This is a genomic window from Nitrospirillum goiasense, assembly GCF_034427435.1.
Taxonomy (GTDB): Bacteria; Pseudomonadota; Alphaproteobacteria; order Azospirillales; family Azospirillaceae; genus Nitrospirillum.
Window position 1 is genome coordinate 1,731,564 of the sequence record NZ_JAXQNP010000003.1, and the last position, 15,092, is coordinate 1,746,655.

A 15,092-nucleotide genomic window follows, 5' to 3' on the forward strand; every position below is an offset into this window, starting at 1 on the left:
TCCGCTGACGCTCCCCGGAAATCTCCGGCGGACGCGGTCGCGTCCTATAACGGCAAGGGGCAAGGCCCCTTGCCGTTGGCGCCGTCTGCATCAACTCGCTGGGCACTTCTTGCCCGGGAACACCAGCGGATCATAGGGATCGGGGTCGATGGTGCCCTTGGACTGCCAGATGATCTTGAACTGGCCGGTGGGGTCCAACTGGCCGATGTAGCCGGTCTGCACCAGGCTCTGGTTGGCGGCGAACTTCACCTTGCCCATGGCGGTGTCGAGATAGTCCAGCGTCACCGCCGCCGCGCGCACCTTCTCCGGATCGAAGCTGCCGGCCTTTTCCACCGCCGCCTTCCAGGCGTAGACGTCGACATAGCCATGGACCATGGGGTCGGTGACGGCCGCACCCGCCCCGAACTTGGCCTGGTAGGCGGTCACGAACTTCTTGTTGGCGGCGCTGTCCAGGCTCTGGAAGTAGTTCCAGGCGGCGTAGCTGCCCTCCACCAGGCTGGGGCCCATGGCCACGGCCTCCTGCTCGCCAATGCTGAAGGACATGACGGGCAGCTTGGCCGAGGGCAGGCCGGCGGCGGCCATCTGCTTGAAGAAGCTGACATTGCTGTCGCCGTTCAGGGTGCTGAAGATGATGTCCGGCTTGGCCGCCTGCACCTTGGCGATGACGGCGCTGAAATCGGTGCCGCCCAGGGGCACGTATTCCTCGCCCGCCACCTTCAGCTTATCGGCGTCGATATGCTTCTTCAGGATCAGGTTGGCGGTGCGGGGGAAGACATAGTCCGACCCGATCAGGAAATAGCTTTTGTAGCCCTTCTCCACCGCCCACTGCAGGGCCGGCAGGATCTGCTGGTTGGGCTGGGCGCCGGAATACATGATGTTGGGCGAGCACTCGTTGCCCTCGAACTGCACCGGATACCACAGCAGGCTCTTCAGCTTCTGAAACACCGGCAGCATGGCCTTGCGGCTGGCCGAGGTCCAACCGCCGAACACGGTGACCACGCCGCCGTCCTGTACCAGCTTTGTCGCCTTCTGGGCGAAGATGGCGGGGTCGGACGCCCCGTCCTCCACCACCGGCTCGATCTTCTTGCCCAGCACGCCGCCGCTGGCGTTGATCTCCTCGATGGCCAGGATCTCGGCGTTCTTCACCGTGACCTCGCTGATGGCCATGGTGCCGGTCAGCGATTGCAGCACGCCCACCTTCACCGTGTCGGCGGCCCGGGCCGTCACCGGCACCGACAGGCAGGTCGTCGCCAAGAGCACCGCCGCAACCCCGGCCAACGGGTACATCCCCCTCATCGCCATCCCCTTTTTCTCTCGCTGCGTTCCCGCGCCGCCCGGCGGGCGGCAGTCACGGAGGGCAGGCTAGGGCGGGGCGCCGGGGTGGGGTATGGGGTGTTTGACGTAGGGGGCAGGGGGGCGGCTTGGCCGCGGCGGTTCAGGCGCCGCACCTGCCCAGGTTGCATAGCCTTTAAGATATCAGGCCATTATCCTATGGGTGTGCGCCGCTAATCGCATCTACTACTTAGATATATTTACAGCATAACTGCCGTACACTTCTGATGTTTTCTATCAGCTGCGCGCGCAGGTTGCGTTATGGTCGCGCTGCCGGTTGATCCACCTAGTGTTGTCGGCCGGCGGCGTGGTCGCAACCGGGGCGGGCCGGGGTGCAGCGGACGCTTCGTCCCCTGCGTCTTGGCCCGGTGACGCTGAACCCCATGTTTCGACACGCCCAGGATAAAGCCATAGGTTCCAGGGGCATGCAGCATGGGTTCTCGGGTTGGGGCGGGGGTGCGGGGACGGGTCTTGCCGGATGGCGCGGCTCACTTCGAAGGGCGCGCTGATTCCGCACCGGGACCATCGCGGTATGCGCGGCGCGGCGGCCGGACGCTGTTGCTGGCCGGCACCGCCATGGCCCTGTTGGCCGCGACTGGAACGGTCCGCGCCGGTAATGGTCCCGCGCTGCCCACGGGCGGCACCTTCCAGGCGGGTTCGGGCAGCATCACCAGCGGCCCCGGCAGCCTGACCGTCAACCAGTCCAGCCAGCGCGCGATCATCGACTGGAAAAGCTTTTCCATCGGCCAGGGCGGCACCGTCAGCTTCAACAATGGCAGCGGGGCCACGCTGAACCGCGTCACCGGCGGCAACCTGTCCACCATCCTGGGTACGCTGAAGGCCACGGGCACGCTGTACGTCATCAACCCGGCGGGCGTGGTGGTGGGGGCCAGCGGCGTGGTGGTCACGGGCGGCAGCTTCACCGCCAGCACCCTGGACATCGCCAACGACGCCTTCATGGCCGGCGGCACCCTGCTGTTCAAGGGCGACACCGATGCCGAGGTCAAGAACCTGGGGAAGATTTCCGCCACCGGCGGTGACGTCTTCCTGATCGCGCGTAGCGTCACCAACGACGGCACCATCACCGCCCCCAACGGCACCGTGGGCCTGGCCGCCGGCCAGCAGGTGCTGCTGAAGGATGGCGATGCGGGTGAGCGGGTCTACGTCCAGGTCGGCGGCGGGGATGTCACGAACACGGGCGCCATCGCGGCGGCGCAGGCGGAGCTGAAGGCCGCCGGCGGCAACATCTATGCCCTGGCCGGTAACGGCGGCGGCGCCATCCGTGCCACCGGCACCACGGTGAAGGACGGGCATATCTGGCTGTCGGCCAGCGGGTCGACCGAGACGGCCACGGACCAGGGCGGCACCGTCACCGTCGCTGGCACGGTGGCCGCGACCAACGCCGACGGCACGGGCGGCACCGTCATCGCCACGGCCAAGTCGGTGGCCGTGCAGGCCGGAGCCGTGGTCGACGCCAGCGGCACCACCGGCGCCGGCGGCACCATCCTGCTGGGGGGCGACCGCCAGGGCGGCGCCGATGCCGCCACCAAGCTGGTCAAGCAAACGGTCGCCACGGCGGCGACCACCACCGTCGCGGCGGGCGCTACGCTGAAGGCCGACGCGGGTGCCACCGGCACCGGCGGCAGCGTCATCGTCTGGTCGGATCAGGAAACGCGTTTCGCCGGCGCGCTCAGCGCCAAGGGCGGGCCGCGGGCCGGCAAGGGCGGCTTTGCCGAAGTGTCCAGCCATAAGCTGCTGGACTTCATCGGCACGGTGGACCTGACCGCCCCGCTGGGCCAGGTCGGCCAATTGCTGCTGGACCCGGAAAACGTCACCATCAGCACCGGCAGCAATCTCAACAGCAGTCAGTCCGGCGGCACCTTCACCCCCACGGGCGCCAGCTCCGTCATCAACACCACGACGCTGCAGAACGCCCTGTCCACGGCCGACGTCACCATCACCACCGGCACCATCGGCAGCCAGGCGGGTGACATCACCATCGCCAACAACGTCACCTGGTCCGCCAGCCACAGCCTGACGCTGTCGGCCTATCGCAACATCGTCTTCAACGGCGGCACGCTGAGCCACACGGCCGGGTCCGGCGACGTCAGCCTGCGGGCCGACAACACCGGCACGGGCAGTGGCACCGTCACCTTCACCAGTGGCGGCGTCACCATGACCGGCAGCAGCGGGTCGGTGAACCTGTACTACAACCCCAGCGGCTACGCCTCGCCCACCAGCTATACCGGCAACGTCACGCTGGGCTCCGGCAGCCTGACCGCCTACATGCTGGTGAACAGCGCCAGCAATCTGCAGAATCTGTCGTCCAACCTGACGGGCACCTATGCCCTGGGCCGGGACATCGACGCCAGTATCACCAGGACGTGGAACAGCGGCGCCGGGTTCATTCCCATCAACAGCTTCGCCGGCACCCTGAATGGCCTGGGACATACCGTCACCGGGCTTACCATCAATCGCCCCACCACGGTCGCGGTCGGGCTGTTCGGCGACACAGCCACAGGCACCGGCCCCAAGGTCAGCAACCTGGGGCTGGAGAATGTCAACATCACCGGTTCCAACCGGGTGGGCGGTGTGGTTGGGCGCGCCAACGGCGGCGGTTCCCTCGACAACGTCTATGTCACCGGCTCGATCACCGGCTATGGCGACTTCGTCGGTGGCTTGATCGGCCAGGACGACCAGCAGTCGATCAGCAACAGCTGGACCGACGTCGCCATCACCGTTCCCAAGGGCTATAGCGGCTTCGGCGTCGGCGGCCTGGTCGGTTGGCAGCGTTTGGGCGCCCTGACCAACGTCTACGCCCTGGGCGACGTCTACGCCCCCGATTCCAGCCGGGTGGGCGGTCTGGTGGGAATCAACGGCTTCATCGGTGCCGGCCAGGGGGCCAGCGTCACCAACGCCTACGCCTCGGGCAAGGTCACCGGCAACGATTCCGTCGGCGGCCTGATCGGCATCTCCGAGGGCGGCAGCATCGCCACCAGCTACGCCACCGGCGCCGTCATCGGTGTCACCAGCGTGGGCGGCTTGGTCGGCATCAACGCCAACCCCATCACGACCAGTTGGGCCAGTGGCGCCGTCAGCCTCAGCAGCGGCAGCGCCACCAGCGTGGGCGGCCTGGTGGGCACCAACGGCGACAGCGTCAGCGCCGGCAGCATCGCCACCAGCTATTGGGACAGCTACAGCACGGGGCAGTCGACGGCCGTGGGCGCCGTGGTGGGCGCCAGCACGGCCAGCGCCACGGCCGTGACCAGCGACCCAGCACAAGCGGCCGCCGCCAACTACGCCTTCAAGGCTGGCGCCTATGGTTCCCTGAACTTCTCCACGGGCTGGACCACCGTCGGCGACGTCACCCGCCCCATGGGCCAGTGGGAATATTCCACCAGCATCAGCAGCCCGCACCAGCTGCAGCTCATGGCCATGGACACCACGGCGGCCTACACGCTGGCGCGGGACATCACGATGCCCACCAACAGTGTGTCCAGCGTCTGGGGTACCGCTGGCTTCTTCCCCATCGCCAGCGGTGGCAGCGGGTTCACCGGCAGCCTGGACGGCCAGCAACACACCGTCACCAACCTGACCATCAGCCGGTCGACACAAAACCAAGTCGGCCTGATCGGCTATCTAAGATCGGGCGGGACGGTCAGCAACCTGGGCTTGGTCAACGCCAGCGTCACCGGCCAGAACGACGTCGGCGCCCTGGCCGGCATCAGCGATGGCGCCATCAGCGGCAGTTACAGCACCGGCAGCGTCACCGGCGCCAGCCTGGTGGGCGGCCTGGTCGGTCTTCTAGGCAGCATCGGCACCCCCAGCCTGACCACCTCCTACAGCGGGGCCACCGTGTCCGTCGGCAGCGGGCTGACGGCCGGCGGCCTCGCCGGGTCCCTGCAGCATGGGTCCATCAGCGACAGCTACGCCACCGGTGCCGTCAGCGGCGCCGGCTATATCGGCGGCCTGGTCGGCGTGACGGGCAGCGCCATCAGCATTTCGAGCTCCTATGCCTCGGGCGCTGTGACCAGCGGGATCACCACCATGGGCGGCGGTCTCATCGGGGTGAATGCCGGCGGCACTTTCACCGATCTGTATTGGGACATCGGCACCACGGGGCAGGCCGCCGCGGCGGGCAGCGCCGGCACCGCCCCCAGCGGTGTCACCGGGCTGGCGACCTCCGCCGCCCGCACCCAGGGCAGCTACAACGGCTTCGACTTCACCAACACCTGGTACATCGTGGCGGGCAGCACCCGCCCCTTCCTGCGCAGCGAATATTCCACCACCATCCATACCGCGCATCAGTTGCAGCTGATCGCCACGGCGCTGACCGCCAACTATACGCTGGCCAATGACATCGACCTGTCGTCGCTGACCACCACCCCCAGTGACATATGGGCCGGCGGCACCTTCAGCCCCATCGGCAGCTTCAGCGGCAGCTTCAGCGGCGGAAACCACACCATCAGCGGCTTGACCCTCACGGGCTCGGCGAACAACCGGGGGCTGTTCAGCCAGACCAGCGGCGGCAGCCTGTCCGACCTGACGCTCAGCAACGTCTCCGTCTCCGGCGGCAACAACGTCGGCGGCCTGGTGGGGGCCGCCAGCGGCACCACCATCACCGACGTCACCGTTTCCGGCACGGTCAGCGGCGCCAGCCAGGTGGGCGGCGTCGTGGGCAGCGCCACTGCGGGAGCCATCCGCTTCTCCGGCATGTCGGGCACGATCAGCGCCACCGCCGACAGCATCGGCGGCGTGGTCGGTTTCACCAATGGCGCCATCTCGGACAGTTGGTCCACCGCCACGGTCAGCAGTTCGGGCACCAGCAGCCACGGCCTGTACGTGGGGGGACTGGCGGGGCAAAGCGCCGGTACCATCGACCGGTCCTGGGCATCGGGCGCCGTCAGCGGCTGGACCGACGTCGGCGGCTTGGTGGGCCTTGCCGCCGGCAACATCACCACCTCGGGCGCCAGCGGCACCGTCACCGGCGGCGGCAGCGTGATCGGCGGGCTGGTGGGCAACCTGTTTGGCGCCAACCTGACCAACACCTACGCCACCGGCGCCGTCTCCGGCTACCAGGAAGAGGGTGGTCTGGTCGGCATCATCCAGGCGGTGGGTAGCACCATCGCCAACAGCTACGCCAGCGGCCCGGTCAGCAGCACCAGCGGCAGCCCTTACACCGCTGGCCTGGTGGGCCTGACCGCCGTGTCGTTCACCGCCAGCAATTCGTTCTGGGACGTCACCACCACGGGGCAGAGCTACGGCTCGGTAACCGGCGGCGCCGGCCAGATCGTTCCTGGTTTCACCGGCATCACCGGCACCCAAGGGTTCACCAGCACCACGTTCAGCAACGCCGGCTGGGACCTGACCAACACCTGGTACATGGTCGACGGCGCCACCAGGCCGATGCTGAGGTCGGAGGCGTCGGTCACCCTGCGATCGGCACACCAGCTTCAGCTGGTGAACCTGAATCCCAATACGGGCTACACCCTGGCCAACGATATCGACCTGGGCGGTGCCCTGTCCGTCACCGGCGGGGTGTGGGGCAGCGGCGGTTTCTCCCCCATCGACAGCTTCGGCGGCACGTTCAATGGCGGCGGCCATACCATCAGCGGCCTGACCATCAACACCCCCAGCAGCACCGAGGTCGGCCTGTTCGGCGCCCTGGGCACGTCCTATGTGCATGACCTTACGCTCAGCAACGTCTCCATCACCGGCGGCAGCGACGTGGGCGCCCTGGCCGGCAACATCGGTGGCGGCGCCGTCAGCCATGTCACGGTGACCGGCAGCATCACGGGCGGCAGCACCCTGGGCGGCTTGATCGGCAGCGTCACCGGCGGCGCCCTGCTGCAGGACGCCAAGGCGGACATCCTGATCACCGCCAGCGGCGGCGATGTCGGTGGGCTGGTTGGCAACAGCAACGGCACCCTCCAGGACAGCTACGCCTTGGGCGGCATCCGCCTGACCGCCGCCGGCGGCGCCCAGTCCGTGGGCGGGCTGGTGGGCACGAATAGCGGCACCCTCACCGACGATTATGCGCAGGTGGCCCTGCTGGGCGCGGTCAGAAGCGGGTCCGCCGCCGGCGGTCTGGTGGGCACCAACAATGGCACGGTGGCCCGGACCTACAGCATCGGCGCCTTGACCCTGACCGGCACCACCATCCGGGGCGGCCTGGTGGGCACGAATATCGGCACCGTCAGCAGCAGCTTCTATGACACCGAAACCTCCGGCCTGTCGGTCGGCGTGGGGGGCGGCACCACCTCGGGCGTCACGGGCAAGACGACCGCCCAGATGCAGACGCGCAGCACCTTCACCGGTGCGGGCTGGGACTACACCACCCCCGTGTGGGGCATGATCGACGGCACCACGCTGCCCTATTTCACCTGGGAACATTCGGGCGGCGTCCAGATCGTCACCGGCACCGCCTACAGCGACGCCGCCGGCAGCAGTGCCGCCGCCGCTAACCGCGTCACGGCGCTGGCCAACGGCACCAACCTGGGCAGCGGCTTCGCCGGGGCCAACGGCTATTACTACATCCTGGCCGACGGCAGCCCCATCACCGGCGGCACCTTGCTTGCCTATCTGAACCCGGCGCTGGGCAACACCACGCTGGGCAACGCCGTCCACCTGACCACCAGCGGCGGCACCACCACCGGCCTGTCGGTGCTGGGCAATACCGTGCAGATGACCAGCGATGGCCCGGCCGCCAGCATCAGCGCCCTGGCCAGCGCCCGGCCGTCCGGCATCGATTCCAGCCTGCTCTACACCGTGTCGGGCGGCGCCATCACGCTGTCCGCCAACGCCAACCTGGATATCGAGGCCGGCAGCGCCGCGATCGCCATCGACAATGCCGTGACGCTGAGCGGCACGGGCACCCTGACGCTGGCCAGCACCGGTACCAGCACGCAGACGGCCGCCATCACCACGCCCAGCCTGCTGCTCACGGGCAGCGGCGGCGTCTGGCAGCTGGGCAGCCTGTCCGGTGGCAACAGCATCAACAGCATCGGCACGCTGGCGGCCAACACCGGCTCTATCCTCATCGGGTCCGGCAGCGCCCTGGCGGTGGGCACCGTGGGAACCACCAACGGCATCACCCTGACCGGTGGCCTGGGCTTCACCGGCGCCAGCACCAGCGTCACCCAGACCCAGGCGATCAGTGCCGGCGGCCTGGCGTTGGAGGGCGGCAGCTACACCCTGACCAACGCCGGCAACGCCTTCACCCATTTCACCGCCAACGGCGCCACGTTCAGCGTCGCGACCGCCGGTGCCGTCACCGTGGACACTGTGACCGCCGGCGGCGGCAGCTACGACGGCCTGACCTTGAGCGGCACGGGCGGCAACAGTCTGACGGCCGGCGGCAACCTGACGGTGGCGACCCCCACTAACACCGCCACCCTGGCGGCCGGTGGCACCCTGACCCTGACGGCCGGTGGCGACCTGACCGTCACCGACACCAGCCTGGCCGTCGGCTCCGGCAGCGGCACCAGCACCCTGACGCTGGTGGCCGGCAACAACGTCACCTTGCAGGGCACCTCCAGCGCCATCACGCTCAACGGCATCGTCGGCGCCGGGCTGAACCTGTCCCTCTATGCCGACAGCGACAACAGCGGTGCCGGCGGCATCACCCTCAGCCGCGTCAACGTCCTGACCAAGGGCGGCACCCTGGCCCTGGTGGGGGGTGCCGTCGTCAGCGACCCCACGACCGCGGGCAACGCCCACAGCACCGGCGCGAGTGCCACCGACGATACCGCCATCAGCATCACCAACAGCGCCCTCAGCCTGGAAGGCGGCACCGCCGTCCTGAAGGGCGACGGGCAGGCCAGCGTCACCGGCACCTCTTCCGGCATCGTGCTGACCAACAGCAGCCTCACCACGACCGGTACCGGCACCCTGGCGCTGACCGGCAGCGCCACGACCAGCACGGCCGCCGGCACGCATGCCGGCATCCAACTGGTGGGCAGCACGCTGCAGACGGCGGCCGGGGACATCACCCTGACCGGCACGGCGGCGGCCGGCCCCGGCGGCAATACCGGCCTGCTGGTCAACGGTGGCGGCGTGACCGCCACCACCGGCGGCATCACCCTGACTGGCACGGGCACGGGCGGCACCGGCCTGCGGATCTATGGCGAAACGCTCAGCACCACCAGCGGTGCCATCGCCCTGACGGGCAGCGGCACCACCGGCGCCGGCCTGGTGCTGGGCGACGGCGCCAGCACGGCTGCCAGCATCGGCAGTGGCACGCAGACCGGCGCCATCACGCTGACCAGCGACGATTTCGCCCTGTCCAGCGGTGCGGCGCCCACCATCACCACCACGGGCACCGTGACCCTGCGCCAGCAGTCAGCTGACCGCGCCCTGGCCCTGGGTGGCAGCGTGACGGGCGCCGATGTGCTGAGCGCCGCCGGCATCAACGGCGTCAGCGCCGGCACCCTGGTCATCGGCCGCACGGACATCAGCGAGACGGCCGGCTACACCATCGCCGGGGCCATCGCCCCCACCGCCGTCACCACCTTGTCGCTGGCGACGGGGGGCGCCATCACCCAGTCCAGCGGCGCCACCATCACCGCCACCAACCTAGCCGTGCGCGCCGCCGGCGCCATCGGCCTGGCCACAGCCACCAACAGCGTCGGCACCCTGGCGGCCAGCACCAGCGCCGGCAGCGTCAGCTTCAAGGACAGCGGCGCCCTGACCGTGGGCACGGTCGACGGTCTGAGCGGTGTCACCGCCACCACCACGGTGCAGCTGACGGCTGGGACCGGCGGCCTGCTAACGGCAAGCCAGGCGGTCAGCGGCGGCACCGGCGTCACGCTGACGGCCGACCGCATGGCCCTGGCCAGCACCGTCAGCGCCACCAGCAGCGGCACCGTCCAGTTAGGCACCGCCACCACCAGCGGCTGGAACGTTGACCTGGGCAGCACCAGCGATGCCACGGCCAGCACCCTGGAATTGTCCTCGGCTGAACTGAACCGCATCACCGCCAGCAGCCTGACGATTTCCGGTGCCGGCATCACCGCGAGCGGGGCCATCGCGCCCACCACCGTCGGCACGCTGACCCTGACGGCCACCGGCACCATCGGGCAGACCAGCGGCAGCACCCTGACGGTTACCAACCTGGGGCTCAGCGCCGGCGGCGCCGTCACCCTGGACCAGGCCAACAGCGTCGGCACCCTGGCCGCCAGCGCCACCGGTGCCGTGACCTTCAGCAACGGCGGCGCCCTGACCATCGGCACGGTGGGCGGCGTCACCGGGGTCAGCGGCACCACCATCGCCCTGACGTCGGGCGCCGGCAGCCTCATGACCATCTCCAGCGGGGTTTCCGGCACCGGTGTTACCCTGACCGCCGATCGCGTGAACCTGACCAGCAGTGTGACCGCGACCGGCACCGTCACCCTGGCCCCTGTCACCAGCGGCTGGTCCGTCAACCTGGGCAGCACCAGCGATGCCACCAGCGGCACGCTGGAGCTGTCGGCGGCGGAGTTGGACCGCGTCACCGCCGGCACCCTGGTGGTGGACCCGCCCGTGTCCGGTGACATCGTCATCAGCGCGGCCATCGCCCCGGCCCATGCCAGCACCCTGGTGCTGGAGGCCGGCGGCACCATCACCCAGGCCAGCGGCGCCACCATCACGGTGGGCAGCCTGGGACTGAACGCCGGCGGCGCCATCACCCTGAACGAGGCCAACAGCGTCGGCTCCCTGGCGGCCACCGCCGGCGGCGCCCTGGCCTTCACCAACGCCGGCGCCCTGACCATCGGCACCGTTGGCGGCATCAACGGCATCACCGCCACCGGTGGCGTGACCATCACCACCAGCGGAACGCTGACCTTGGCCAACGCGGTGACCAGCCAGGCCACCGGCGACGCCGTCACCCTGTCGACCACCGGCGCCTTTATCAACACGGCCGGGTCTGGCGCCATCACCGCGGCCAGTGGCCGTTGGCTGGTCTATTCGGCCACGTCGGCCGGCGACACCTTCGGTAATCTGGACAGCGGCAACACCGCCCTGTGGAACCGCACCCTGGCCTCCAGCGCCGTCACATCCAGTGGCAACCGGTATATCTTCGCGGAACAGCCCACCGTGGTAGTCACGGCTGACGACCTGGCCAAAACCTATGGTCAGGATGTCAGCGGCACGCTGACCTACACCGTGTCCGGTGGCGCCGCCGGTGTCACGCATGCCTATCTCGGGGGCGCCAGCCTCGGCACCGCCCCCACGCTCACCTCCACCGGGGCCGGCAGCGGCGCCACCGTTGGCGGCTACACCATCACGGCCAGCGGCGCCGCCACCACCGACGGCTCGGCCATCAGCTATGCCGCCGGCACGCTGACGGTGAACAAGGCGCCCCTGACCGTCACGGCCAACGACGCCACGGTGACCTATGGCCAGACGCCCAGCCTGGGCGCCAGCTACAGTGGCTTCGTCAACGGCGAGACCGCGTCCATCCTGGGCGGCAGCCTGACCATCGGTGGGGCGGGCACCAACGCCGGCAGCTACACCCTGACCCCGGCTGGCCTGACCAGCGGCAACTACGCCATCAACTATGTCGCGGGCACGTTGACGGTGAACAAGGCGGCGCTGACCGTCACGGCCAACGACGCCACGGTGACCTATGGCCAGAGCCCCAGCCTGGGCGCCAGCTATAGCGGCTTCGTCAATGGCGAGACCGCGTCCGTCCTGGGCGGCAGCCTGGCCATCGGCGGGGCGGGCACCAACGCCGGTAGCTACACCCTGACCCCGGCCGGCCTGACCAGCGGCAACTACGCTATCAACTATGTCGCGGGCACGTTGACGGTGAACAAGGCGGCCCTGACCGTCACGGCCAACGACGCCACGGTGACCTATGGCCAGAGCCCCAGCCTGGGCGCCAGCTATAGCGGCTTCGTCAATGGCGAGACCGCGTCCGTCCTGGGCGGAAGCCTGGCCATCGGCGGGGCTGGCACCAACGCCGGTAGCTACACCCTGACTCCTGGTGGTCTCACTAGCGCCAACTACGCCATCAGCTATGTCGCGGGCACGTTGACGGTGAACAAGGCGGCCCTGACCGTCACGGCCAACGACGCCACGGTGACCTATGGCCAGAGCCCCAGCCTGGGCGCCAGCTACAGCGGCTTCGTCAATGGCGAGACCGCGTCCGTCCTGGGCGGCAGCCTGACCATTGGCGGGGCAGGGACCAACGCCGGCAGCTACACCCTGACCCCCGGTGGCCTGAGCAGTGCCAACTACGCCATCAGCTATGCCGCCGGCACCCTGACCGTGAACCGGGCGCCCCTGACCGTCACCGCCAATGACGTCACGGTCGCCTTTGGCGGCACCCCCGCCTACGGTGCCACCTACACCGGCTTTGTGAACGGCGAAACCAGTGCCGTCCTGGGGGGCGGCCTGGTCTACAGCGGCGCCGGCACGGCCAGCGGCACCTACACGATCACGCCGGGCGGGCTGACCTCCAGCAACTATCTCATCACGTACGTTGCCGGAACGCTGACGGTGCAGGCCGATACCACGCCGGTCGTGATGCCCCAGGTGCCGTCGTCCACCCATTTCGTGGATCAGCCCTCTGGCAAGGTACCCTTCACCCCCACCCAGCCGCTGGTGGGCTCCGACTACTCCCAGGGTAGTTATCGCGTCATTTACCTGGCGCCCCCGGACACGGCCGGCAGCACCATCACCAACAGCTCGACCTTCTCCGCCGCCCATCAGGATGGGACGGATGAGACGGAGTTCGAGATCGCCAAGCGGTGGCGCTGACACCCGCCATGACCACCCCCTCCCAGCCGTCCGCCAACGCCTCCATGACCAGGAATTCCATGTCCGTTTCACCGGCTCGCGTCCTCTCGGCCCTGCTCTTGGCCGGCCTGTCCCTGACCGCCGTGCGGGCGCAGGCCCAAAGCTATGAGCGCATCGCGCCCAAGGAGCCGCCAGCCAAGGCGCCGGTGGACCAGGCGCCGCAACCGCCCATGCCCCCGGCGCCCGCACCCGAGTCAGACCGGGTGATCCTGCCCCAGCTTAAGGGGCTGGTCTTCGTACCCACGCCGGCGGCCATTGAACCCCGTGGCCGCGCGATTACCGGCGTGGACACCGGCCACATCGATATCCTGGACCGGCCCGGCTTCCGCCCCATCGCGGAGGCTTACATCGGCAAGCCGCTGCGCTTGGCCGACCTGAACGAACTGGCCCGCCAGATCGTCACCTTCTACCGCGACAACGACCATCCGCTGGTCGACGTGCTGGTGCCGGAGCAGGACATCGACAACGGCACCGTCCAGGTGGTGGTGCGCGAGTTCACCGTGGGCCAGGTGGCGGCCGAGGGTAATGAATGGTTCGATAGCGCCCTGCTGACCCGGCGCATCAGCGCCGGCCCGGGCGACCGGGTGGAGGGCGAGCGCCTGCTGCGCGAGGTCAACGGCCTGAACGAGAATCCCTTCCGCCAGGTGGACCTGGTCTACCGCCCGGGTACTGCCCCGGGCACCACAGACCTGGTCCTGTCCACCCGCGACCGTTTCCCCCTGCGCGTCTACGCCGGCTATGACAACAGCGGCGCGCCCAGCACGGGCCGTGATCGTTGGAACCTGGGTTTCAACTGGGGCAACGCCTTCTGGCAGGATGAGCAGCTGTCCTACCAGCTGACCACCAGCAACGATTTCTGGCACGATCGGCCGGGTGGGCGGAACGCGTCCTTCGTGGGCCATTCCCTCAGTTGGCTGGCGCCCTTGCCCTGGCAGGACCGCCTGATGATCTTCGGCAGCTATGAGGAAAGCGTGCCCAACGTGGGCAACGATTTCGGCCTGGTGGGCAAGAGCGGCCAGGCCAGCCTGCGCTATCAGATCCCGCTGAAGCGCACCGAGCAGTTCGCCCACCAGCTGGAATTCGGCTACGACTTCAAGACCACCAACAACAACCTGGCCTTCGGTGGCGTCCAGATCTCGCGCACGGCGACTGAGATCAACCAGTTCTCCGCCAACTACAACGCCACCCTGGGGGACAGCTGGGGCAGCACGGGGTGGAGCAATACCCTGGTGTGGAGCCCCGGCGGCCTGACCGGTGACAACACCAATGCCGCCTTCCAACCGGGGGACAACCAGTCCGGCCGGTTGGGCGCCAAGGCCAACTACCTCTATGTCCGCAGTGAACTGAACCGCTTGGTCAAGCTGCCGGAGGACGCGGTCTGGGCCACCCGCGTGGTGGGGCAGCTGAGCAACCGCGCCCTGCTGGACACCGAACAGCTGGGGGCCGGTGGCGCCGACATCCTGCGCGGCTATGATGAGCGCGCGGTGAACGGCGACCAGGGCGTGCTGATCAGCACGGAACTGCGCAGCCGCGCGTTCAAGCTGATACAGCGCGGCCCCGATGACGCCCTGCAGTTGCTGGCCTTCTTCGACTACGGCAGCCTGTGGAATCGCAACACCCCGGCGGGCGAAAGCGACAACGTCAATCTGGCCAGCACCGGCGTGGGCCTGGGCTACACCTACGGCACCTACCTGACCGTGAAGTTCGCCTACGGCTGGCAGTTGCGCAAGCTGCCCGGTGCTGCGGAAAAAGGCGAACTCAGCCACGTTTCCGTGACGCTGAGCTATTGACGCCGCGCCTCTCCTGCGATGGGCGCCCTCGCGGGATATGCGTTCTCGCGGGGACCCTCGCTCACAGGGGGGCCCCCTTTGGTTGCTGCGCTATGCCATCGCGTCAAGCCACCGGGCGTATTCTCCCTCAGGGCGTCTCAGGAATGAGATAAATTTAGGAGCTCTGTCCTATTTCGCCCTGGGCCCATG

Annotated in this window: 3 protein-coding genes; 2 read left to right on the top strand and 1 reads right to left on the bottom strand. The window is 68.8% G+C overall.

The window, feature by feature from the left end; all coding sequences use genetic code 11:
• Window positions 1-90: 90 nt before the first annotated feature.
• Window positions 91-1,296 carry an urea ABC transporter substrate-binding protein gene (urtA, locus tag ULB03_RS21875; protein ID WP_322485182.1) on the bottom strand — a complete coding sequence of 402 codons (1,206 nt, stop codon included), beginning with the start codon at window positions 1,294-1,296 and terminating at the stop codon, window positions 91-93.
• Between the two features lie 594 nt (window positions 1,297-1,890).
• Here urtA and ULB03_RS21880 point away from each other — a divergent pair.
• Entirely contained in the window at window positions 1,891-13,074 is an 11,184-nt protein-coding gene (locus ULB03_RS21880; RefSeq protein ID WP_322485183.1) for a beta strand repeat-containing protein, read from the top strand.
• 8 nt (window positions 13,075-13,082) lie between these two features.
• Window positions 13,083-14,903: a ShlB/FhaC/HecB family hemolysin secretion/activation protein gene (locus ULB03_RS21885; protein ID WP_322485184.1), complete on the top strand. Its 1,821-nt coding sequence runs from the start codon at window positions 13,083-13,085 to the stop codon at window positions 14,901-14,903.
• The last annotated feature ends 189 nt before the right edge of the window (window positions 14,904-15,092 follow it).

Coding starts and splice junctions, on each gene's coding strand:
- urtA (WP_322485182.1), bottom strand. CDS start 1,296: ATGAGGGGGATGTACCCGTTGGCCGGGGTTGCGGCGGTGCTCTTGGCG.
- ULB03_RS21885 (WP_322485184.1), top strand. CDS start 13,083: ATGACCACCCCCTCCCAGCCGTCCGCCAACGCCTCCATGACCAGGAAT.